The sequence below is a fragment of the Agrobacterium sp. 5Ca39 genome (assembly GCF_055382365.1).
Map to the genome: position 1 here is coordinate 1925147 of NZ_AP026436.1, position 22148 is coordinate 1947294.

The window sequence follows — 22148 nt, forward strand, 5'->3', positions numbered from 1 at the left end:
GCGACGTCTCACGCCAGAATCAACGTCTCTTCTTCGCCTTGCTCTCGAACGGATTGTCCGACCCGCGATAATGCACGCGGATCGGCACGCCCGGCATGTCGAAATCCTTGCGCAGGCCATTGACGAGATAACGCGTATAGCTCTCCGGAATGGCTTCCGGCCGCGTGCAGGAAATCATGAAGGCGGGCGGGCGGGCCTTGACCTGCGTCATATATTTCAGCTTCAGGCGGCGGCCGGAGACGGCCGGCGGCGGGTGCTGCGTGGTCTGCGCGTCGAGCCAGCGGTTAAGCCTTGCGGTGGAGATGCGGCGGTTCCAGACCTTGTCGGTATCGATGATATTCTGCATCAGCCGGTCGAGACCATACCCCGTCTGTCCGGAAATCGGCACGGCGCGAATGCCGCGCGCCTGCGGCAGAAGACGCTCGGTCTTTTCACGCAGATCGGCCAGATAGGCCTGCGGGTCTTCGACGAGATCCCATTTGTTGAAGGCGAGCACGGCGGCGCGTCCTTCGCGGATGACGAGATCGACCAGCTGCAAATCCTGCTTTTCGAACGGAATGGTGCTGTCGAACACGATGACGACGGTTTCGGCGAAGCGGATGGAGCGCAGCGAATCCGCAACCGAGAGCTTTTCCAGCTTCTCCGTCACCTTGGCCTTGCGGCGCATGCCAGCCGTATCGAACATCTTGATGGTGCGGCCGCGCCAGTCCCATTCGACGGAAATACTGTCGCGGGTGATACCGGCTTCGGGGCCGGTCAAAAGGCGATCTTCGCCGAGGAAACGGTTGATCAGCGTCGACTTGCCCGCATTCGGCCGGCCGATGATGGCGACGCGCAGCGGCTTGGTCTCGTCATAGACGGGCTCTTCGTCTTCCTCGTCCTCGCTGCCGGGCTCGCTGCGTGGCAGAACGATATCCGTTTCCGCCTCGTCCACCTCCGGCGGGAAGGCGACGTCTTCGCCGATCGCCTCGACAATGGCGTCGCGCAGGTCGATCATTCCCTGGCCGTGTTCGGCCGAGATCGGGCAAGGATCGCCAAGACCGAGCGTGAAGGCATCATAGAAACCGGCGTCGGAACCGCGCGCTTCGGATTTATTGGCCACCAGCACCACCGGCTTGCCGCGACGTCGCAGCATTTCCGCCAGCGTCTCGTCGGCCGGCGTCAGGCCTGCCTTTGCATCCACGACGAAGAGTGTCACGTCGGCATCGTCGATCGCCGCTTCCGTCTGGGCCCACATGCGGCCCTGAAGCGTTTCCGGCCCGGATTGCTCCAGACCGGCGGTATCGATGATGGTGAAACGCAGGTCGACGAGCTTTGCCTCGCCAGGCCGGCGGTCGCGGGTCACGCCGGGCGTATCATCCACCAGCGCCAGCTTCTTTCCGACGAGACGGTTGAAAAGCGTGGACTTGCCGACATTGGGGCGCCCGACTATGGCGACGGTGAAGCTCATTGATCCTGGTTCCTTAAAGCACGTCTGCCCAAAACGTTACCTGTTTTGGGCAAAGGACATGCGTAAAATAATGCGTTGGATCGCTTTGGCAATGCGAAGATTGTCGGCGCGATCTCGGGCGGGGCAGCGGCGTTAGGCAGCCTTGCCCGAAGCGGTGATGTTATCGAGCATGATCTGCGCGCGATTGGTGACGTTGCGCGGCGCCTGCGTGTCGCCGACGATCTGCTCGAACCATTGCTTGGCCTTGGCGAAATCGCCAGCCTTATAGGCGGCAAGACCGAGCGCCTCGCGGGCGGAAGCGCGCATGGTCTGGCCGTCAGTGCTGAGCGGTTCGGCAAGCGCAGCCACCTGATCATAGGTGCCATTATCGACCAGCAGCCAGGCGGCGCGAACCTTGGCGGCATCACGGAAGACCTGCGGCGCGGAATTATCGTTGCCGATCGCGGTGAAGGCGGCGATCGCACCGGCCGCATCGCCCTTCTGTGACAGCAGCGTTGCCGAACGGAACTTCGCCAGAACGGGATAGTTGCCGTGACCGGAGGTTTCGAGATCGGCGAAAGCCTTCAGCGCCTCATCCGTCTTATTTTCGGAAGCGAGTGTCAGGGCCGCCAGGAACTGATCGCCGGAATTGGAGGCACGGCTGGTGTTCCAGTATTCGTAGATGCCGGCACCGGCGGCACCGAGAACAACGAGGACGGCGGCACCCACGACCACGATACCGTAACGGCCCCAGAAACGCGACAGCTGCTCGGAGCGGATCTGCTCGTTCACTTCGCGGATAAAGGTATCATTCTCGTTTGCCATCAAATTCTCCAATACCCGCGCGGAGATCGTGTCCCGATCCATCCGTCCGCGGACATACCAAGCCGCTTACCCGGATCGGCAAAAGTAAGGCCAACCGGGTCATGGTCGGCCTTCTAGCCTATTTTGCCTGATATGTAAGGGGGAAACGTCGATTTCCTACATGGCGATGGGCTGAACGCCGATCAACCATTCGTGCAGTTTCAGGATGAAAGCCCCCCACAGAACGATGCCGCCGACGACCGCCACCAGATCGTAGCGGCTTGAAACGAAGTCGCGGACCACTTTTTCGCCTGCCCGTTCCCGGCGCTTCAGCGAAATCCGCATCACCACGCCCCAGGCAAGGAACGACACGAAAAGCAGGATCGAAGACGTCTCTCCATTGGCGAGAAGATGCGCGAGCGCCCAGATTTTGACGGCCAGAATGAGCGGATGTTTGGTCTTCGTTGCGATATGGCCAGCCGAGATGAGGCTGGCCACGAGACAGATCATCGCCAGCAACATCAGGGTAATGGCGATGTGGCTCATCCAGACCGGCGGATACCAGAGCATGCCCGTCTCCTGCCGCGCTTCGCCGAAAGCGTAAATGACAAGGCCGAGCGTGATGAGGCTGACGACGGAATAAACGCCCTTGAATGGCCCTTCACCCATCGTCGCGATCATGCGCGCGCGAAACTGCGGTGCGATCACCTTCAGAAGATGGGTGAGCAAAAACAAGGCAAGACAGAGTGCGAGAAAAAGCATGGAACACGGCCCCCGGAGTGGAACGAAGCGGCTCAATCACCGCAGTCAAGAACAGGAATTAGGCTGAAAGTCATGAAAACGCCAGACTATTCAAAGCTTCGCCTTATTCCACCCGCAAAAGGCCACGGTGTTCATATGACGGAAGACTGATGTTTCGCCCCTTTGCCGCCTTTTCCCTGTCGCTTCTCGCCGCCCTTCCCGCTTTTGCGCAAGAGGTGCAGAAGCCGAAGCAGCTTGTCATCGTTTCCTTCGACGGTGCGGGCGACAATACGCTTTGGGAAAGAAGCCGGACGACGGCGAAAGAAGTCGGGGCGCATTTCACCTATTTTCTCGCCTGTACGCTGGTGATGGATCGCAGGACCAGCGCCAAGACCTATCAGGGACCGGGCCAGAAGGCCGGCCGCTCCAATGTCGGCTTCGGCCAGTCGCCGGATGAGGTGGAGGCAAGGCTTAGAAACATCTGGGCCGCCTATCGCGAAGGCCACGAGATCGCCAACCACACCTGCGGCCATTTCGACGGCGGGCAATGGACCGCCGAACAGTGGGACGGCGAATTCACCACCTTCACCAGCACGCTGGAAAACGCCTGGCAGATGATCGGCAAGAAGGGCGAGGAGCCCGAAGGCTGGCGCGACATGGTCAAAAAGATCAATGGTTTCCGCGCGCCCTATCTGTCGCAGGGTCCGGCGCTGACCGCCGCGCAGAAAAAGCACGGCTTCGTTTACGACGCCACCAGCATCACCAAGGGACCGGAATGGCCGGTGGAGCGGGAAGGTATCCAGCATTTCGGCCTGCCGCTGATACCCGAAGGCCCGGGCAACCGCCCGATCATTGCCATGGATTACAACCTCTTCATCCGCCACTCCGTCGGCGTCGAAACGCCCGATCGCTCGAGCGAGTTCGAAGAGCGCGCCTACACTGCCTTCCGCAACGCTTTCGACAGGCAGTACAATGGCGAACGCATTCCCCTGCAGATGGGCTTTCACTTCGTGAAAATGAATGGCGGCGCCTACTGGAACGCCTATGAAAGGCTGCTGCGCGAGGTCTGCCTCAAGACCGATGTCGCCTGTGTGAGCTATGCTGAAGCCATGCCGATGATCGAGGCGCGCAAGAAGCTGAAGACCGAGGGCTGAAGCCTCTTCATGAAAAAAGGCGGCCGATTGGCCGCCTTTTTGTTTGTCAGGGTCGATCAGCATCCAGCTCGCCGCCTCTTGCTTCCCGAAGCAGGTAGCGCTGGTCGATTTCAGGCAGTTCCTGCCCTTCGATGGCCGCTTCGAAAGCTTTAAGACGTTTGTAGATCGACAGGAGTTCAACAATGGTCGTCCATGAGTTGACGAGGTACTGGAACGAGCCACGGACCTGTTCAAAGACGTTGAGCACCTGGTTCATCAGCCCGAGCGTTACCTTGCCGGCAACGATCGACGGGATGAGTACCAGTGTGCCGAAGATGTTGTCCGCCTGCAGATAAAAGATGCGGGCGACGTTGAAGTAGAGATAGTGGAAATAGAGGCGGAAATAATTCTTCCGGACATTCGCGAACAACTCGCTGATGGTCAGGGGATCCGCGCGATCTTCATGGTCTTCACCATAGACAAGTTCTTTTCGATACGCCGCTTCGACGCGCTGATTGCGGAACTCGAGGCCGGGCAGTTTGATACCCACGAGCGCCAGGAAAACGGTTCCGAACACTGACCAAACGATCGCAGCCCATACCAGCGCATGCGGCACGGTCCCGAAAAACGGCAGGTCCGTGATGGTTTCCGAGAAAGTGAACAGGACAGGTAGAAATGCAATCAGAGTCATGATCGCGCGCACGAAGCCTACGCCCAGCCCCTCGACCGTGGAGGAAAAGCGCATCGTATCTTCCTGCACACGCTGCGAGGCACCTTCGATATGCCGCAGACGATCCCAGTTCGACATGTAGAATTCGTTCATCGCCGTGCGCCACCGGAAAATGTAGTGGCTGACGAAAAACAGATTTAGAACGCCAACGAAGATGGCGACGAAGGCAATGCCTGCGAAACCAAGCGACCCCATATATAGCTGCTCAGCCGTAACAGGCGCCGTTCGCGCCAGAGCCTGCTGGATGAGGTCGTAGAACGGCCCGTACCAGGCATTCACCGCAACACTCACCTGCACCGAAAAATACGTCGCGAAAATAATAAGCGCCGAACCGAGCACTGACCAGTTTTGCCAGCGATGGGGCCGATACCAGAACCAGAATGCGGAAAAGATCAGCGCGGCAACGGCGTAATAGATGTAGAACCACAGGAACGGCGTGGACCAGAAAACCGAAACGCCGATGACAGGCTCCTGTCCGGCAGGCAAAGGCGGCAGGCCAATAGCGGCGCCCCAATTGCGGCCGCCGGCATACCAAACGCCGATCATGGCCATCGCCCAGACGAAGGCAGACGTGAAGAACAATTTCGGTTTGGGAAAGAAGGAATGAAACACGTTTCGAACTCACGCGCGTTTGAAATCAGCCATTATTGGCGAAGCACTAGATTGCCCGAACCTAGGGCAGAAATTTGTGCACAGCAACGGCGAAGCGCTGACCTTAACAAGATGTAAGGCAGAGTCCGCGGACGATACCCAGCGGAAACGCAGGATGAAAGGGGAAGAGACGGCGGCCCGCGGCCTTAACCACGCCGCTCCGTGGCGAGCACCGGCAGCATCAGCAGAATGCTGACGACGAGCACGGCGGAGGCGAGAACGCTGGGCGCGGTAAAACTTCCCGTCGCCTCGGCAATCCAGCCGGCGGCAAGCGGCCCGACGATCTGGCCCGTCCCGAAAGCGGCCGTCATCAGCGCAAAGGCGCGACGCGGGCTCGGACCCGCAAATTCCCGGCCGAGCTGTAGCCCGTAAGCGGTGATGACCATGAAGGTCAGCCCCAGGAGCAGACCACCCATGAGCACACCGGACACGGGCGGCAGCATCACGGAGGCGAAGACGCCGACGGCTTCCACGGCAAGAACGATCACGAAAGCACGTTTCAGCCCCTGCGCCCTCAATAGCGGCTTCCAGAGGAACAGGGATACCGCAGCGGCGCAGCCGGTGATGAACCAGGCGAGGAACTCCACGAAAACACCGGCTGCTGCCATGCGCGCTATCGCCACGATGAAGGTGGCTGTGATGACATAACCGAAGCCAAAAAGACCGTAGGCCAACGTCGTCAGGAAAAGCGGTCGTGTCCAGCTGAGCGGCGGTTCCGCCACCGCGGAAGCATGCCGCGGCGGGCCTGCCGGCAATATCCTGAAGACGAGCATAAAGGTCAGGAAGGAGAAGACGGCGCCGGCGATCCATTCCTCCCGCCACGAGGCGCCACCGCCATCGAAGACGACACCGATGAGATAGACCGCAAGCGAGGAGATTGCGATCCCCGCGCCAACGCCCCCATAATGCAACGCCTGGATATTGTCCCTGCCGGCCTTGACGGCATGGCCGATAACGATCTGCGAGGTGAAGATCATGGTCAGCGCACTGGCGATACCGGCGAGAAACCGGATGACTGTGAAAGCGGCGACGGAATTGAAAGCCGCCATCGCCAACAAAAGCGCTCCGGTTGCAAACAGGCCGCTCAGCGCCACCAGCCTTTCCCGTCCCGAGCCCCATGAATAGGCGGCGAGAACCGCACCCGCCAGATAACCGGCAAAGTTACCAGCCGCCACGATCCCCGCATCCCCCGCGGACAGGGGCACATTCGCCATCATGCCGGGCAGGATCGGCGTAAAGGAAAAACGGCCGAAGCCCATGGCGGAGGCCATCATCAGGGCACCGGCGAAACCGAGCGCTGTCAGATGTCTGGCGGAAAGTGGCTTGTCGATGCTCATGCATGGCTTATCGCAACGGGGAGGATAAGGGACAAGCGAGTTATTTTGATCGGCGTTATAAGCGGTCGTTATCGGTCACGCGGTGAGCATCGAGGGTGCCGCGGATTTCTTCTCCCCGCCAGGGAGAAAGTGGCTCGAAGGGTCGGATGAGGGGGCCAGGTTGCCCCCTCATCCCGCTGCCGCGAATTTCTCCCCTCGGGGAGAAGAAACAAGCGGCACGCGCCCGCTCCGGCAGCGAAAACAAGGCGGCAAAGGAGGCGTCGTCAGTCCGCGAGCGTCAGCACCAGCGGTCCGTTCTTGGTCGCGACCACGGTATGCTCATACTGTACCGTCGGCGCGCTTGGATCGCTGTAGAGCGTCCACGGATCATCATCGCCGTCTTCCGCCCAGTAAGCCCCCGTCGAAAGAAATGGCTCGACAGTGAAGACCATGCCTTCCTGCATGATGCGTCGCTCATCCTTGTCCGGCCAGGTCGCCAGTTCCTTCGGCTCCTCGTGCAGCGAACGGCCAATGCCATGGCTCGCCAGATTGGTGATCAGCGTGTAGCGGTTTTTCTTGGCGAAAGCGCCGATGGCATTACCGATATCGGCAAAGGGCCGGCCTGTCTTCACCTGCTGCAGGCCTGTCCACATGGCGCGCTTGCCATCGCGGCACAGCCGCTCGATTTCCTTTTTGACCGGCGGCACGGCGAAAGACGAACCCGTGTCGCCGAAAAAACCGTTCTTCACGGCCGAGACATCGATATTGACGAGGTCGCCCGCCTTGATAATGCGCGCTCCCGGAATGCCGTGGGCCACTTCCTCGTTGACGCTGATGCAGGTCGCACCGGGAAACTTGTAGCAGAACTCCGGCGCCGATTCCGCATCGTTATCCTCGAGCACCTTGCGGCCGATGGCATCCAGTTCGGCCGTGGTGATGCCCGGTTCCAGCGCATCCGCCATGGTCTGCATGGCAACGGCGCATATACGGCCGATATCCTTCAGCATGACCAGTTCTTCGTCGGTGGAGATAACCATATGTCTTTCCGTCATTGTGAATGGCGGGTCTCGTGGCGCCCGCCTTGGTAATCATGAGGCCGTGGCTTTCACCGGATCGGCGCTCCCCGTCAATTCTTTTCTGACGATCGGAGCGACTTTCGTACCATAAAGCTCGATGCCGCGCATGATCTGATGATGTGGCATCAGGCCGATGGCCATCTGCAGCAGGAAGCGATCATTCCTGAATACCCCATGCGCCTTGATGATCTTTTCTGCCACCAGCTCCGGCTCGCCGAGAAAAAGATTGCCTTCCGGGCCACGCGCTGCATCGAAATGGGCGCGGTTGGTCGGCCCCCAGCCGCGCTCGCGGCCGATGCGGTTCATCACCTCCGCCTGCGGACCGTAAAACTGATCGGCCGCCTTGTCGGTGGTATCGGCAATGAAGCCATGCACGTTGATGCTGGTGCGCAGCGTCGTCTTGTCCTGACCGGCCCGCCGGGCAGCCTCGTGGTAGAGATCGAAGAGCGGCGCGAACCGGCGATATTCGCCCCCGATGATGGCGAGCGCTACCGGCAGCCCCATGGCGCCGGCGCGGGCGACCGATTGCGGCGTGCCGCCAACGGCGATCCAGACAGGCAGACGTTCCTGCAGCGGTCGCGGATAAACGCCCCGACCGTTGATGGCCGGGTGCTTGGTGCCCGACCAGGTGACGATTTCCTGTTCGCGCAGCGCCAGCAGCAGATCGAGCTTTTCGGCAAACAGCACGTCGTAATCTTCCAGATCATAACCGAACAGCGGATAGGATTCGATAAAGGAGCCGCGCCCCGCCATGATCTCGGCACGGCCGTTCGACAGGAGATCGACGGTGGAAAACTGCTGGAACACGCGAACGGGATCATCCGAACTCAGCACCGAAACGGCGCTCGTCAGACGTATGTTCTTCGTCTTCACCGCCGCCGCAGCAAGCACGGTGGAGGGCGAGGACACAACATAGTCCGGGCGGTGATGTTCGCCGAGCCCGAACACATCGAGACCTACCTGGTCGGCAAGTTCGATTTCCTCCAGAAGCTCCCTGAGCCGACGCGCGCCTTCCGGCCCCCGGCCATCGGCGGGGTTCGGGTTGACATCCGCGAAAGTGTAAAGACCGAGTTCCATGAACATACCTCTGTTTGCCTGTCCGAGAGATAGGGACTGAGGCCCCCGCAGACAAACGCATAATATGGAAGTTTAGCTTCGAAAAAATGGATGGGCGCCGCCGGATCCGCGTCCTGTGACGCCGGACAGAAATGGCGATTGCCAGCCTGCCTTCTTGGGCATACGCTGGTTAAATATGTGCGAAGTAATGCAAAAAGGGGAAAGCATGCATCGGACAGTTATCGTGACAGGCTCCACGAGCGGCATCGGCCTTGCCATTGCCCAGAGATTTGCAAGGGAGGGCGCAAATGTCGTGCTGAACGGTTTCGGCGACGAGGACGAGATCGAAAAACTCCGTCTGGTGCTGGAAGCCGAAAGCGGCGGGCGCGTGCTTTACCATCCCGCAGACATGACGAAACCGGACGAGATCGCCGATCTCATCCAGTCGTCGCACGATAAGCTCGGCTCGGTCGACGTGCTCATCAACAATGCCGGCATCCAGCATATCGCGCCCATCGAGGAGTTTCCGACGGAAAAATGGGACTGGATCATCGCCATCAATCTGACCAGTTCCTTCCATACCATGCGCGCCGCGATACCGCTGATGAAGAAGGCTGGCAAAGGCCGCATCATCAACATTTCCTCGGCCCATGGCCTCGTCGCCTCGCCGTTCAAATCGGCCTATGTGGCGGCCAAACACGGCATCATGGGCCTGACGAAGACGGCGGCGCTGGAGCTTGCGCAGACCGGGGTCACCGTCAACGCCATCTGTCCCGGTTATGTGCTCACCCCGCTGGTGGAAAAACAGATACCTGAGATGGCCAAGGTGCGTGGCATCAGCGAAGAGGCGGTGAAGAACGACGTGATGCTGGAATTGCAGGCGACCAAGCAATTCGTCACCGTCGATGATGTCGCGACCGCGGCCATATTCCTGGCCAGCGACGCCGCCAGCAACATCACCGGCACGCATATTTCCGTCGACGGTGGATGGACGGCACAATAATCGCCAAATTTTCTTTCCATTGTGGAAAGAATGAATTGCCAAAACGGAAATCGATATGCCCGCCGGGGCGTGCATAGATGAACAACAAGAAACCGGCTCGGCCGCCGGACAAAAAGCAAGGCATTGCATGAACGACGCGATCAGCTTCATCCTCAACAGCGAAACGATCTCGCTTAGGGATTTCGGACCGACAGACACGCTTCTCGATTACCTCCGCATCAGCAAGCGGTTGACCGGGACCAAGGAAGGCTGCGCGGAAGGCGACTGCGGCGCGTGCACGGTGCTGGTCGGGCGGCTGCTGGACGGTTCGCTGCGTTATGAAAGCGTCAATGCCTGCATCCGTTTTCTGGGCTCGCTGCACGGCAGCCATATCGTGACGGTGGAGCATCTGGCAGCCCGCGACGGCACGTTGCATCCCGTGCAACAGGCCATGGTGGATTTCCACGGCTCGCAATGCGGTTTCTGCACGCCGGGCTTCATCATGTCGCTTTACGGCCTGTGGCTGACCAGCGAAAACCCCGGCCGCGCCGATATCGAGAAGTCGCTGCAAGGCAATCTCTGTCGGTGCACGGGTTACGAGCCGATCGTAAAGGCCGCCGAAAAAATCGCTGCCGCCCGCCCGAGCGCCCTGTTCGACCCGCTGCAACGGGACCGCACCGATATCATGGCACGGCTTTGGGCGATCCGCGAAAACGAGACGATCACCATCGTCAGCGGCGAAGACCGCACCATAATTCCGGCAACGCTTGCTGATCTTACCGAAATCTACGCCGCGGAGCCGAAAGCGACCATCGTTGCCGGCTCAACCGATGTCGGCCTGTGGGTGACGAAGCAGATGCGGGCGCTGAACCCTGTCATTTTCATCAACAATCTCGGCGACCTGCAGACCATCACGGTGGGGGAAGACGGTATCACGCTCGGCGCGGGCGTCACCTACAGCCAGGCCTTCAAGACCATCGCAGAGCATTTCCCGCCGCTTGCCCGGTTGTTCGATCGTCTCGGCGGCGAGCAGGTGCGCAACATGGGCACCATCGGCGGCAACATCGCCAATGGCTCGCCTATCGGAGATACACCGCCGGCGCTGATCGCGCTTAACGCGACGCTGACTCTGCGTTCTTCCTCGGGAAACCGCAGCCTGCCGCTGGAAAGCTATTTCATCGATTACGGCAAACAGGACCGGCTCAGCGGCGAATTCGTCGAAAAGCTCTTGATTCCGTTCCAGAAGCCGGAAAGCCACTATGCCGTCTACAAAATTTCCAAACGCCGCGACGAGGATATTTCCGCGCTGTGCGGAGCGTTCAATTTGACGCTTGATGCTGAGGGCGCAGTCGAAGACATCCGCATCGCCTTCGGCGGCATGGCCGGTACGCCGAAACGCGCTGCACATCTGGAGGCGGCGCTTCTCGGTAAAGCGTGGTCGCAGGACACGATTGATGCCGCGCGCGATGCGTTGGATGAGGATTTCACCCCGCTGACCGACTGGCGGGCGACCGCCGAATATCGGCAACTGACGGCCAAGAATTTGCTGACACGGTTTTTCCTCGAGACAGCAGGGGAAAAGCAGGAACTTGCCCGCTTCTCGCTGGAGGAAGCTTGAACCATGGACACCACAAGCTTCGACAAGACCAAGACCGAAATCGACGGCCCGATGCACACCTCGCTCCGGCACGATTCCGCCCACAAGCACGTGACGGGCAGCGCCGAATATATCGACGATATTCCCGAACCCGCGGGCCTCCTCCACGGCGCGCTGGGCATGGCGGACCGTGCCCACGCGGAAATTGTGTCGATAGACCTCTCCGAGGTCGAAGCCACACCGGGCGTTCTCTGGGTGATGACCGGTAAGGACGTGCCCGGCGAAAATGACATTTCCTCCGGCGGCCGTCACGACGAGCCGCTGCTTGCCGAAACCAAGGTCGAATTCCACGGCCAGCCGATCTTCGCGGTCTTCGCCGAGACGCGCGATATTGCTCGCAAGGCCGCCCGGAAAGCAAAGATCACCTATAAGGATCTGCCGCATTTCACCGACATCGATACAGCGATTGAAAATGGCGGCGCGCTCGTCATCGATCCGATGACGCTGAAGCGTGGCGATGCGAAGCTGGAAATGGATGTCGCGCCACGCCGCCTCACGGGCACGATGCGGATCGGCGGACAGGAACATTTTTACCTCGAGGGCCACATCGCCATGGCGGTGCCGGGCGAAGACGATGATGTGACGGTGTGGAGCTCCACCCAGCATCCGAGCGAAATCCAGCACATCGTCAGCCACATCCTGCAGGTGCCATCCAATGCCGTTACCGTGCAGGTGCGCCGCATGGGCGGCGGCTTCGGCGGCAAAGAAACGCAGGGCAACCAGTTCGCCGCGCTCTGCGCCATCGCCGCCAAGAAGCTGAACCGGGCCGTGAAAATCCGGCCGGACCGCGACGAGGACATGACGGCAACAGGCAAACGCCACGATTTCCGCGTCGATTACGAGCTGGGCTTCGATGACGAGGGCCGCATCCACGCCGTCGATGCCACCTATGCCGCCCGCTGCGGTTTTTCCTCCGATCTATCCGGCCCGGTCACGGACCGCGCGCTGTTCCATGCGGATTCCAGCTATTTCTATCCGCATGTGCACCTCACCTCGCGGCCGCTCAAAACCCACACCGTCTCCAATACCGCCTTTCGCGGTTTCGGCGGCCCGCAGGGCATGCTCGGCGCGGAACGATTTATCGAAGAAATCGCCTATGCCGTCGGCAAGGACCCGCTCGATATCCGCAAGCTGAATTTCTACGGCGAGACCGGTTCCGGCCGCACCACGACGCCCTATCATCAGGAAGTCGAGGACAACATCATCGCCCGCGTTGTCGAGGAGCTGGAGACGTCAAGCGACTATCGCGGACGACGCGAGGCGATCATCGAATTCAACAAAACCAGCCCGGTCATCCGCAAGGGCATTGCGCTCACCCCTGTCAAATTCGGCATCTCCTTCACCATGACCGCCTTCAACCAGGCCGGAGCGCTGGTGCATATCTATAATGACGGCTCCATCCATCTGAACCATGGCGGCACCGAAATGGGCCAGGGCCTTTACACCAAGGTGGCGCAGGTCGTGGCCGATGCCTTCCAGGTGGATATCAACAGGGTGAAAATCACCGCCACCACCACAGGCAAGGTGCCGAACACGTCAGCCACCGCCGCCTCGTCAGGCACCGACCTTAACGGCATGGCCGCCTATGACGCCGCACGCCAGATCCGCGATCGGCTGATCAAATTCGCCGCCGAGAACTGGAACGTGCCGGAAGAGGAAGTCGTCTTCCTGCCGAACCGGGTCCGCATCGGCCTTGAGGAAATCGCCTTCAACGACTTCATCAAAAAGGCCTATTTCGCCCGCGTGCAGCTTTCCGCCGCCGGTTTTTATAAGACGCCGAAAATCCACTGGGATCGCGCCGCCGGCCGTGGCACGCCGTTTTATTATTTCGCCTATGGCGCGGCGTGCTCGGAAGTATCGATCGACACGCTGACCGGTGAATACCTGATGGAACGTACCGATATCCTCCACGATGTCGGCAAGTCGCTCAACCCGGCCATCGATATCGGCCAGATCGAGGGCGCCTTCGTGCAGGGCATGGGCTGGCTGACCACGGAGGAATTGTGGTGGGACGGCAAGGGGCGGCTGCGCACCCACGCGCCTTCCACCTACAAGATCCCGCTCGCCTCCGACCGGCCGAAGAGCTTCAACGTCAGGCTGGCGGAATGGTCGGAAAATGCCGAACCCACCATTGGCCGCTCCAAGGCCGTGGGCGAACCACCCTTCATGCTGGCCATCTCGGTTCTCGAAGCCCTCTCCATGGCCGTCGCTTCCGTCGCCGATTACAAGGTCTGCCCGCGGCTCGACGCGCCAGCGACGCCGGAGCGGGTGCTGATGGCGGTGGAACGGTTGAAGAAGATTTGAGGGAGGACGTACCCATGCGGCCGAGCCCCCTCATCCGTCCCTTCGGGCCGCCTTCTCCCCGTCGGGGAGAAGAAAGATGCCGCGCTGTCGAGGCAATTCAAAACGGCTGCGATCGTAGCATGAAGCTTGCCAGAAGTTTCTTCTCCCCGCCGGGGAGAAGGTGGCGCGCAGCGCCGGATGAGGGGGCCAGCCCCAATGCCTGACGCCTCCCTCTCCACTTTCCTCGCCCGCTACACCTCCACAATCCTCGTGGAAATCGAAGCCGTGAAAGGCTCGTCACCGCGCGAGGCCGGCACCTTCATGCTGGTCAGCCAGAAGGCAATCTGGGAAACCATCGGCGGCGGCCAGTTCGAATATATGGCCATAGACCATGCCCGCGCCATGCTGCGCAGCGGTGTTGCCGAAGACCGCATGGATATACCGCTCGGCCCCGAAATCGGCCAATGCTGCGGCGGGCGCACGCTCCTGCGCTTTCGGCTGGTCACGGCGGATATTGCCGCCGCGCTTGAGGCAAAGCTGAAGGGCGAAGCCGAACAGCAGCCCGCCGTTTTCATTTTTGGTGCCGGCCACGTGGGCAAGGCGCTGGCTGAGGCCCTGTCGCTGTTGCCCCTGACCCTGACCGTGATCGAAACACGCGAAAACGAGCTGCGCGATCTTCCGTCTGCAGCGGCGTCCATACTCACCCCCATGCCGGAAGCATTCGTTCGGAAAATCCCGGCAAATGGGGCCGCGGTCATCGTTACCCACGATCATGCACTCGATTTCATGATCGCGAAGGAGGCGCTCGCCCGCAACGATCTCGCCTATGTCGGCATGATCGGCTCGAAGACCAAACGCGCTACCTTCGCGCACTGGCTAGAGCGGGAGGGCGAGCCGCCTTCCCGCCTTGCAAAACTCGTCCTGCCCATCGGCGGTAGCAGTGTCAGAGACAAGCGTCCCGCCGTCATAGCGGCCCTTGTGGCAGCCGAGTTGCTTCAAGCGCTTTTTGCCACCGAAACCGGGCATCGCCACAAAAACCAGTCCGCCCATCTTTAAGGCCAAGATCGCGTTTCAACGCATCCGGCAGGCTGTCGTCTGCCAGATTGTCGGGGCGAAAGCTTTGATAGGCGAAATTTTCCGCTCTTCGCAGACCCGCGCGCAGGCGGGACCACGCGCGCAAGATTGCCGTGCGCATGTTCGTCTCCATAGTCGATTTTCAGAAGTTCAGTTTATCTGTCGGATTGAAAATGCCTTGATTTCCTGACGGAAACCAATGAAACCTTTGAACGGACGCATAAAGAGAGCTTATCCATGAAAATGTCGCGCCAGTTTCCGCTGAATGCCCTGCGTGTATTTGATGCCGCGGCCAGACATCTGAGTTTCACCAAGGCTGGCGAAGAGCTGGGCATGACGCAGACGGCGGTCAGCTATCAGGTGAAACTGCTGGAGGAGAATATTGGCGAGCCGCTTTTTGTCAGAAAGGCGCGGCAGGTTTCCCTGACCGAGGCCGGGCAAAAGCTTGCGCCGAAAGTCGCAGAAGCCTTCAATAATTTGCGGGAGGCGGTCGATAATGTGCGCGATACATCAGACACGACGCTGACGATCCATTCCACTGCCACCTTTGCCTCACGCTGGCTCTCGCGGCATCTGGGCGCTTTCCAGCTCGAGCATCCCTCCATCGCCGTCCGTCTGGAAACGTCTGGGACATTGATCGATTTCAGCCAGTCGGACTGCGATGTCGCTATTCGCTGGAGCAGCGATAATGGTAAAGGGCTGGTCTATCATGAATTGCTGCGCGGCGTTTTTACCCCAATGCTGCACCCTGACCTTGCCGACAGCATCGGCGGATTGCACCGCCCGGAAGATCTGCTGCGCCTGCGCATCATCGACCCCGGTGACATCTGGTGGAGCCAGTGGTTCAAGGAGGTCGGCATCGAAAATCCGGGCCTCGACCGTTATCCACGCAGCCGCCTCAATGTGCAGGCCTTCGAAGCTGCTGCGGCGATCGCCAGCCAGGGCGTGGCCATGCTCACCCCGGAACTTTATGCCGATGAGATTGCGCTCGGCCGCCTTTTTCAACCCTTCGAGCATCTCAGCACCGAGGGCAAGAACTACTGGCTGGTTTATCCCGAAAACCGCCGGAACATCCGCAAGATCAAGCTGTTTCGCGACTGGATATTGAAGCGGATCGAAGAATGTCGCCCGCGCCAGCCAACTTAGTACCCCATATCAGGTGCATAAAAACACCGCGGCGTATCCTCATCCGGGAACAGACAGAGGTGATATTCCCCGTCTTCGGATCGACGCGCCTGACTCTGGGACCAGTTGAAAACGTGACGTCGCGTGACCATGCGGTGATCACCGGGCGCAAGCGAGACCTCGTAACCATCAGACGTCACCCGAACGCTGCGCGTCGGGATCATCTGGCAGTCGCCAGTTTCGGCATCGCCGTTACAGCAGTAGCTTTCATATTTGAATCCCTTGTGGGATTCATGGGCAAGCGCGGTGGCGCTGAATGCAAAAAGCAGAAAAAGAACCGTCAGAACAAGGCGCATCGGCACGGTCTCCGTTGAAAACAACGGCGGCAGCCGGAAGATCATTGCGTCCCTTAACTTAAAATCTCATATCACTCACACCCGGACACAATGGCACCGGGAACTGCGACACCTGCCCCCTGATCTGCTCCGCCCAGGGTTCGCAGCGCCCGCTTTCGGAAAAACCGCCAGCGAAACATGTCATGGGAGCCCTGCGCATCGGCGCGAGAGTCCACAGCCTGATATTCTAACACATCAGCAGGCTGCACACAGGATCATAGCTGAGTCGCCTTAGCCAGCTAAGCACAAACTCAACGACAGGATAGACCGTTTCCAGCTTTCGAGGGCTTGATCGCCCAGCCGGAACGGACCGGCCCAGGATTGCAGACACAACCGCTTTGCATTGTGAACAATCTCTGCCAGGTCTCTGCTTTTCCCTTCCCTAAAGGTCAAATTTCTCGCAAGGTGCGCTGCACAAGGATCAGGGGAACCGCATGTACGAATACGCCATTGCGTGGGAATGGATGGCCTTTGCCGTCCGCTGGCTCCACGTCATCACCGCCATCGCCTGGATCGGCTCGTCCTTCTATTTCATCGCGCTCGATCTCGGGCTGGTCAAACGGGCGCATCTGCCGCCGGGGGCTTATGGCGAGGAGTGGCAGGTGCATGGCGGCGGTTTTTACCACATCCAGAAATATCTGGTCGCGCCTGCCCAGATGCCCGAACACCTGACATGGTTCAAATGGGAAAGCTACGTCACCTGGCTTTCCGGTTTCGCCATGCTCTGCATCGTTTATTATGGCGGCGCGGACCTGTTCCTCATCGACCATTCCGTGCTTGATCTCACCCAGTTCCAGGCCATCGCCCTGTCGCTGGCATCGCTCGCCATCGGCTGGCTATTTTATGATTTCCTCTGCAAATCGCCGCTCGGCAACAATACCTGGGGCCTAATGATCGTGCTTTATGTCGCGCTGGTGGCGATGGCCTGGGGTTACACGCAGGTCTTCACAGGTCGCGCCGCCTTCCTGCATCTGGGTGCGTTTACCGCCACCATCATGTCGGCGAACGTCTTTTTCATCATCATCCCCAACCAGAAGATCGTCGTCGCAGACCTGATCGCCGGGCGAACGCCGGACCCGAAATATGGCCGCATCGCCAAACAGCGCTCGCTGCACAACAACTACCTGACGCTGCCCGTCATCTTCTTCATGCTGTCGAACCATTATCCGCTCGCCTTTGCCACGCAGTTTAACTGGATCATCGCAGCGCTGGTGTTCCTGATGGGCGTTACCATCCGCCACTGGTTCAACACCACCCATGCCCGCAAGGGCAAGCCGACATGGACCTGGCTTGCGACCGCCCTCATCTTCATCGTCATCATGTGGCTTTCCACCGTGCCGAAAGTGCTGACCGGCGAAGAGGAGCATAAGGCCGCCACCCTCTCACCCATGCAGCAGCAATTCGTCAGCGATGCCCATTTTACCAAGGCCCGTGACGTCGTTCAGGGTCGCTGTTCCATGTGCCATGCCGCCGAGCCGGCGTGGGAAGGCGTGCCGTTCACACCGAAATCGGTGAAGCTCGAAACCGACGAACAGATCGCCGCCCATGCGCGTGAAATCTATTTGCAAGCCGGGCGCAGCCATGCCATGCCTCCCGGCAACATCACCGCCATCACCCCGGATGAGCGCAAGGCGCTGACCGCATGGTATGAAAGTGCGGTTTCCGGGGCTGGAAAAGCCGAAGGAAAGACTGAATGAGCCTGGTTCTGCTGCGTGGCCGCCTGCTGAGCTTCCGCCGCGCGCCGCTCGCAATCGACGATACGCAAAGCTATCTCTATATTGAAGATGGCGGCCTGCTTCTCGAAAACGGCAAGATCGCCGCCATCGGCGAATACGCCGATATCCGTAAGACAGCACCCGAAGACGTCGAGGAAAAGGACCACCGCCCGCACCTTATCGTGCCGGGCCTCATCGACATGCACCTGCATTTCCCGCAGATGCAGGTCATCGGCTCCTATGCCGCCAACCTGCTGGAATGGCTGAACACCTATACCTTCCCGGAAGAATGCCGCTTCGTTGAAACCGCGCATGCTCAACGCATCGCCACGCACTTCTACGACGAGCTCCTGCGCCACGGCACGACAACGGCCGCCGCCTATTGCTCCGTGCACAAGACCTCCGCCGACGCCTTCTTCGCGGAAGCCATGAAGCGCAACATGCTGATGGTCGGCGGCAAGGTGATGATGGACCGCAATGCCCCGCAGGGCCTGCTGGACACGCCGGAAACCTCTTATGACGAGACACGCCAGGTCATCGCTGACTGGCACGGCAAGGGCCGCAACCACGTCGCCATCACCCCGCGCTTCGCCATCACTTCCACGCCGAAACAGATGGAAGCCGCACAGGCGCTGGCGCAGGAGTTTCCCGATCTTTTCATCCAGACGCATCTGTCCGAAAATCTCGACGAGATCAAATATACCTGCGAGCTTTACCCTGAAGCGACCGACTACACCGACATCTATGTGCGTTACGGCCTGATGGGCAAAAAGACCCTTCTCGGCCATGCCATTCATTTGTCCGATCGCGAGGCGGATGTGCTGTCGGAAACCGGCGCGGTGGCAGTGCATTGCCCCACATCGAACCTCTTCATCGGCTCCGGCCTCTTCCCGATGAAAAAGCTGCAAAGGCGCGAAAAGCCTGTTCGTATCGCGGTTGCCACCGATATCGGCGGCGGATCGAGCTATTCCATGCTGCGCACCATGGACGAGGCCTACAAAATCCAGCAATTGCTGGGCGAACGTCTCAACCCGCTGGAAAGCTGGTATCTGATGACCCGCGGCAATGCCGAAGCGCTCTCCATGGTCGACCGCATCGGCACGTTGGAGGCCGGCACGGATGCCGACATCACGGTGCTGAACGCCTCCTCGACGTCAGCCATGGCCCTGAAGATGGAAGTGGTGAAAAACCTCACCGAAGAACTGTTCCTGATGCTGACCATGGGCGACGACCGCACAGTGGTAGAGACCTATGTGGCCGGCCAGCCGATGAAGAGCGTGCTGGCATAGTTCGGCTGCGGCCGAAACATAAAGCTGCTAACTCGTTTACATCCGTCACATATTGGATCGAGCGTGTGCCGCCTCTTTCTTCTCCCCGCCGGGAAGAAGAGACAAGTGGCACTCGCTCGCTCCACATGATTGCCTGACGCCATTTCGGACGAAATGCGAATGACCTCTGGAGTGCCCGGTGCCGAACCTAGACACAACCACCCTGCTGATGATCCTCACGACATTTATCGTTGCCGGCATCGTCAAGGGCGTGACCGGCATGGGGCTGCCGACTGTTGCGATGGGCGTGCTCGGCCTCTTCATGCCCCCGGTCATCGCCGCCGGCCTGCTCATCCTGCCCTCCTTCATCACCAATATCTGGCAATTGCTGGCCGGGCCTGATTTCCGGGCCATCGTGAAGCGGCTGTGGCCGATGATGATCGCTATCACCCTCGGCACCATCATCGGCATCCGGTTGATGACGGCGGGCACCGGCGTCTGGACCACCTCAGCGCTCGGCCTGTGCCTCGCGGTTTACGCAGCCTACAGCCTGCTTGCCAGACCGATCTCAATACCGGCAAGGCTGGAACCAAAACTCTCCCCCATCATGGGGCTGGTGACGGGCCTTCTTACCGGCGGCACCGGAATTTTCGTCGTACCCGCTGTGCCCTATATCCAATCGCTGGGTTTTAGCCGAGACGATCTGGTGCAGGCACTCGGCCTTTCCTTCACCATTTCCACCCTTGCACTTGCCGCCGGTCTCGCTTCTCAGAATGCTTTTCATGTCGAGCATCTGTCGCTTTCCGCACTCGCCGTCCTGCCAGCGCTTCTCGGCATGTGGCTTGGCCAGAAAATCCGCCATATCGTTAGCCCGGCGACATTTCGGCGCTGGTTCCTCATCTGCCTGCTCGTGCTTGGCTGCGAACTATCCCTGCGCGCTTTTTGGTGAAACAAGAACGACGATTTCGATGTCGCAACCGTGCTATTCATGTTAAGTGAAGCCATCATTCAAATGTGAAGGCTTTATCCATGGGCAAAATCCTGACCATAGCTGACCTGAAAAACCAGGCGCAGCGCCGTGTGCCAAAGATGTTTTTCGACTACGCCGATAGCGGCGCCTGGACGGAAAGCACCTACCGCGCCAATGAGGATGATTTTGCCAAGATAAAGCTGCGCCAGCGAGTGCTGGTGGATATGACCGACCGATCGCTCGCCACCGAAATGGTCGGCGAGAAGGTTTCGATGCCGGTAGCGCTTTCCCCTACGGGCCTTACGGGCATGCAGCATGCCGATGGCGAAATGCTGGCTGCCAAGGCGGCGGAGGAATTCGGCGTGCCTTTCACGCTCTCCACCATGAGCATCTGCTCCATCGAGGATGTGGCCTCCGTCACTTCGAAACCCTTCTGGTTCCAGCTTTATGTGATGAAGGACCGCGACTTCGTCAACAACCTCATTGACCGCGCCAAGGCCGCCGGGTGCTCGGCGCTGGTGCTGACGCTCGACCTGCAGATCCTTGGTCAGCGGCACAAGGATCTGCGCAACGGCCTCTCGGCCCCGCCGAAATTCACCCCGAAACATATCTGGCAGATGGCGACCCGGCCCAAATGGTGCCTGGACATGACGCGGACCAAGCGCCGCAGCTTCGGTAACATCGTCGGCCACGCCAAGAACGTCTCCGACCTCTCGTCGCTCTCTTCCTGGACGGCCGAGCAGTTCGATCCGCGTTTGTCCTGGAAAGACGTTGAATGGATCAAGGAACGCTGGGGCGGCAAACTTATCCTCAAGGGCATTCTTGACGAGGAAGACGCCCGCGCTTCACTCGATACCGGCGCCGATGCCATCATCGTCTCCAACCATGGCGGCCGCCAGCTCGACGGCGCGCACTCCTCCATCGCCATGCTGCCGAAAATCGTCGATGCCGTTGGCGGCAGGGTCGAGGTGCACATGGATGGCGGCATCCGCTCCGGTCAGGATGTGCTGAAGGCCGTGGCGCTTGGCGCAAAGGGCACCTATATCGGCCGGCCCTTTCTCTATGGCCTCGGTGCGGATGGCAAGCAGGGCGTGACGACGGCGCTCGAGATCATCCGCAAGGAAATGGATGTCAGCATGGCGCTCTGCGGCAAGCGGCTGATTACCGATGTGGATCGCAGCATTCTGGCGTGATGTCAGAAGGCAGAACTTCCGGCGTGACAACCGCAGCTCGCAGACCTCTCTACGGTCATGCCGGACTAGATCCGGCATCCAGCCGCGGCGCGTCTGCGCCGCGAAAGAGTCTCTCGCGATCAAAGACTTGATCGCGCCGGATCCCGACTCAAGCCCGGGATCACGGCGGTCGGTATAGCCTTCGCGCTACACCACCCAGCCCCTCAATGCCCGACCGTTTTCGAAAACACGTTCACGATCACCACGCCGGTGATGATGAAGCCGAGGCCGATGACGGCGGCAATATCCAGCGTCTGGCGGAACACGAAATATCCGATGCCGGAAATCAGCACGATGCCAAGCCCGCTCCAGATCGCGTAGGCCACGCCGACCGGCAGCGCCCGCAGCGTGAACGACAGAAGATAAAAGGCTGCACCGTAAAACAACGCCATCAGCACTGTCGGCACCAGCCTGGTGAACTGCTGCGATTGCTGCAGGAAGGAGGTGGCGATTACCTCGCAGACAATGGCTGCGACAAGCGCGCCATAAGTGAAGACCGCGGTATTCATCG

19 protein-coding genes are annotated in these 22148 nt (G+C 59.9%); 10 read left to right on the forward strand and 9 right to left on the reverse strand.

The window, feature by feature from the left end; all coding sequences use genetic code 11:
- Positions 1 to 19 precede the first annotated feature (19 nt).
- The 3 genes from der to ACZ47E_RS09625 form a co-directional block, all read right to left on the reverse strand.
- Positions 20 to 1450 (reverse strand): ribosome biogenesis GTPase Der, encoded by a 1431-nt coding sequence (gene der / locus ACZ47E_RS09615; protein ID WP_004443070.1) that lies wholly within the window; start codon positions 1448 to 1450, stop codon positions 20 to 22.
- Positions 1451 to 1582: 132 nt separating this feature from the next.
- Positions 1583 to 2254: a tetratricopeptide repeat protein gene (locus ACZ47E_RS09620; RefSeq protein WP_004443073.1), complete on the reverse strand. Its 672-nt coding sequence runs from the start codon at positions 2252 to 2254 to the stop codon at positions 1583 to 1585.
- A 156-nt stretch (positions 2255 to 2410) separates the two neighbouring features.
- Positions 2411 to 2995 carry an NnrU family protein gene (locus ACZ47E_RS09625; protein ID WP_464016843.1) on the reverse strand — a complete coding sequence of 195 codons (585 nt, stop codon included), beginning with the start codon at positions 2993 to 2995 and terminating at the stop codon, positions 2411 to 2413.
- Positions 2996 to 3144: 149 nt separating this feature from the next.
- Between ACZ47E_RS09625 and ACZ47E_RS09630 the strand changes: the two genes are divergently transcribed.
- Positions 3145 to 4128 (forward strand): polysaccharide deacetylase family protein, encoded by a 984-nt coding sequence (locus ACZ47E_RS09630; RefSeq protein WP_072494723.1) that lies wholly within the window; start codon positions 3145 to 3147, stop codon positions 4126 to 4128.
- A 46-nt stretch (positions 4129 to 4174) separates the two neighbouring features.
- On the opposite strand, the gene bacA is transcribed toward ACZ47E_RS09630, so the two are convergent.
- From bacA to ACZ47E_RS09650, 4 genes are all read right to left on the reverse strand, one after another.
- The gene (gene bacA, locus ACZ47E_RS09635) at positions 4175 to 5449 is read right to left on the reverse strand and encodes a bacteroid development protein BacA (RefSeq protein WP_006699415.1); all 1275 of its coding nucleotides are present in this window, start codon (positions 5447 to 5449) and stop codon (positions 4175 to 4177) included.
- 185 nt (positions 5450 to 5634) lie between these two features.
- Complete coding sequence (locus tag ACZ47E_RS09640) at positions 5635 to 6825, reverse strand: MFS transporter (protein WP_022556741.1); 1191 nt, start codon at positions 6823 to 6825, stop codon at positions 5635 to 5637.
- A 263-nt stretch (positions 6826 to 7088) separates the two neighbouring features.
- Positions 7089 to 7841: a type I methionyl aminopeptidase gene (map, locus tag ACZ47E_RS09645; protein WP_004443083.1), complete on the reverse strand. Its 753-nt coding sequence runs from the start codon at positions 7839 to 7841 to the stop codon at positions 7089 to 7091.
- Between the two features lie 51 nt (positions 7842 to 7892).
- Positions 7893 to 8957, reverse strand: a complete 1065-nt coding sequence (locus tag ACZ47E_RS09650; RefSeq protein ID WP_278066943.1) for an LLM class flavin-dependent oxidoreductase — start codon at positions 8955 to 8957, stop codon at positions 7893 to 7895.
- A gap of 205 nt (positions 8958 to 9162) precedes the next feature.
- Between ACZ47E_RS09650 and ACZ47E_RS09655 the strand changes: the two genes are divergently transcribed.
- The 5 genes from ACZ47E_RS09655 (at position 9163) to ACZ47E_RS09675 (ending at position 16078) form a co-directional block, all read left to right on the forward strand.
- Complete coding sequence (locus ACZ47E_RS09655) at positions 9163 to 9939, forward strand: 3-hydroxybutyrate dehydrogenase (protein ID WP_004443086.1); 777 nt, start codon at positions 9163 to 9165, stop codon at positions 9937 to 9939.
- 127 nt (positions 9940 to 10066) lie between these two features.
- Positions 10067 to 11536 (forward strand): xanthine dehydrogenase small subunit, encoded by a 1470-nt coding sequence (gene xdhA / locus ACZ47E_RS09660; protein ID WP_278066944.1) that lies wholly within the window; start codon positions 10067 to 10069, stop codon positions 11534 to 11536.
- A gap of 3 nt (positions 11537 to 11539) precedes the next feature.
- Positions 11540 to 13879 (forward strand): xanthine dehydrogenase molybdopterin binding subunit, encoded by a 2340-nt coding sequence (gene xdhB / locus ACZ47E_RS09665; RefSeq protein ID WP_278066945.1) that lies wholly within the window; start codon positions 11540 to 11542, stop codon positions 13877 to 13879.
- Between the two features lie 195 nt (positions 13880 to 14074).
- Positions 14075 to 14914 (forward strand): xanthine dehydrogenase accessory protein XdhC, encoded by an 840-nt coding sequence (gene xdhC / locus ACZ47E_RS09670; protein ID WP_278066946.1) that lies wholly within the window; start codon positions 14075 to 14077, stop codon positions 14912 to 14914.
- Between the two features lie 255 nt (positions 14915 to 15169).
- Entirely contained in the window at positions 15170 to 16078 is a 909-nt protein-coding gene (locus ACZ47E_RS09675) for a LysR substrate-binding domain-containing protein (RefSeq protein ID WP_112766635.1), read from the forward strand.
- On the opposite strand, the gene ACZ47E_RS09680 is transcribed toward ACZ47E_RS09675, so the two are convergent.
- The gene (locus tag ACZ47E_RS09680; RefSeq protein WP_006699610.1) at positions 16075 to 16413 is read right to left on the reverse strand and encodes a hypothetical protein; all 339 of its coding nucleotides are present in this window, start codon (positions 16411 to 16413) and stop codon (positions 16075 to 16077) included. The two genes, ACZ47E_RS09675 and ACZ47E_RS09680, sit on opposite strands and share 4 nt — an antisense overlap.
- 473 nt (positions 16414 to 16886) lie before the next feature.
- On the opposite strand from ACZ47E_RS09680, the gene puuD reads away from it, so the two are divergent.
- The 4 genes from puuD (at position 16887) to ACZ47E_RS09700 (ending at position 21598) form a co-directional block, all read left to right on the forward strand.
- Entirely contained in the window at positions 16887 to 18149 is a 1263-nt protein-coding gene (gene puuD / locus ACZ47E_RS09685) for a urate hydroxylase PuuD (protein ID WP_278066947.1), read from the forward strand.
- On the forward strand, positions 18146 to 19456 hold the full coding sequence (gene guaD / locus ACZ47E_RS09690) for a guanine deaminase (protein ID WP_278066948.1): 1311 nt from the start codon (positions 18146 to 18148) through the stop codon (positions 19454 to 19456). The genes puuD and guaD overlap by 4 nt, the downstream gene beginning before the upstream one ends.
- 208 nt (positions 19457 to 19664) lie before the next feature.
- Positions 19665 to 20384 carry a sulfite exporter TauE/SafE family protein gene (locus tag ACZ47E_RS09695; protein WP_278067474.1) on the forward strand — a complete coding sequence of 240 codons (720 nt, stop codon included), beginning with the start codon at positions 19665 to 19667 and terminating at the stop codon, positions 20382 to 20384.
- An 80-nt stretch (positions 20385 to 20464) separates the two neighbouring features.
- Positions 20465 to 21598, forward strand: coding sequence for an alpha-hydroxy acid oxidase (locus ACZ47E_RS09700; protein ID WP_037089715.1), 1134 nt, complete (start codon positions 20465 to 20467; stop codon positions 21596 to 21598).
- Positions 21599 to 21801: 203 nt separating this feature from the next.
- Here ACZ47E_RS09700 and ACZ47E_RS09705 read toward each other — a convergent pair whose 3' ends face one another.
- The gene (locus ACZ47E_RS09705; RefSeq protein ID WP_004443106.1) at positions 21802 to 22146 is read right to left on the reverse strand and encodes a DMT family transporter; all 345 of its coding nucleotides are present in this window, start codon (positions 22144 to 22146) and stop codon (positions 21802 to 21804) included.
- Positions 22147 to 22148: the final 2 nt, after the last annotated feature.

Excerpts from the sequence above, each read along its gene's own strand:
- der (WP_004443070.1), bottom strand. The coding sequence starts at position 1,450 with ATGAGCTTCACCGTCGCCATAGTCGGGCGCCCCAATGTCGGCAAGTCC.
- ACZ47E_RS09620 (WP_004443073.1), bottom strand. The coding sequence starts at position 2,254 with ATGGCAAACGAGAATGATACCTTTATCCGCGAAGTGAACGAGCAGATC.
- ACZ47E_RS09625 (WP_464016843.1), bottom strand. The coding sequence starts at position 2,995 with ATGCTTTTTCTCGCACTCTGTCTTGCCTTGTTTTTGCTCACCCATCTT.
- ACZ47E_RS09630 (WP_072494723.1), top strand. The coding sequence starts at position 3,145 with ATGTTTCGCCCCTTTGCCGCCTTTTCCCTGTCGCTTCTCGCCGCCCTT.
- ACZ47E_RS09640 (WP_022556741.1), bottom strand. The coding sequence starts at position 6,825 with ATGAGCATCGACAAGCCACTTTCCGCCAGACATCTGACAGCGCTCGGT.
- map (WP_004443083.1), bottom strand. The coding sequence starts at position 7,841 with ATGGTTATCTCCACCGACGAAGAACTGGTCATGCTGAAGGATATCGGC.
- ACZ47E_RS09650 (WP_278066943.1), bottom strand. The coding sequence starts at position 8,957 with ATGGAACTCGGTCTTTACACTTTCGCGGATGTCAACCCGAACCCCGCC.
- ACZ47E_RS09655 (WP_004443086.1), top strand. The coding sequence starts at position 9,163 with ATGCATCGGACAGTTATCGTGACAGGCTCCACGAGCGGCATCGGCCTT.
- xdhA (WP_278066944.1), top strand. The coding sequence starts at position 10,067 with ATGAACGACGCGATCAGCTTCATCCTCAACAGCGAAACGATCTCGCTT.
- xdhB (WP_278066945.1), top strand. The coding sequence starts at position 11,540 with ATGGACACCACAAGCTTCGACAAGACCAAGACCGAAATCGACGGCCCG.
- xdhC (WP_278066946.1), top strand. The coding sequence starts at position 14,075 with ATGCCTGACGCCTCCCTCTCCACTTTCCTCGCCCGCTACACCTCCACA.
- ACZ47E_RS09675 (WP_112766635.1), top strand. The coding sequence starts at position 15,170 with ATGAAAATGTCGCGCCAGTTTCCGCTGAATGCCCTGCGTGTATTTGAT.
- ACZ47E_RS09680 (WP_006699610.1), bottom strand. The coding sequence starts at position 16,413 with ATGCGCCTTGTTCTGACGGTTCTTTTTCTGCTTTTTGCATTCAGCGCC.
- puuD (WP_278066947.1), top strand. The coding sequence starts at position 16,887 with ATGTACGAATACGCCATTGCGTGGGAATGGATGGCCTTTGCCGTCCGC.
- guaD (WP_278066948.1), top strand. The coding sequence starts at position 18,146 with ATGAGCCTGGTTCTGCTGCGTGGCCGCCTGCTGAGCTTCCGCCGCGCG.
- ACZ47E_RS09695 (WP_278067474.1), top strand. The coding sequence starts at position 19,665 with ATGATCCTCACGACATTTATCGTTGCCGGCATCGTCAAGGGCGTGACC.
- ACZ47E_RS09700 (WP_037089715.1), top strand. The coding sequence starts at position 20,465 with ATGGGCAAAATCCTGACCATAGCTGACCTGAAAAACCAGGCGCAGCGC.
- ACZ47E_RS09705 (WP_004443106.1), bottom strand. The coding sequence starts at position 22,146 with ATGAATACCGCGGTCTTCACTTATGGCGCGCTTGTCGCAGCCATTGTC.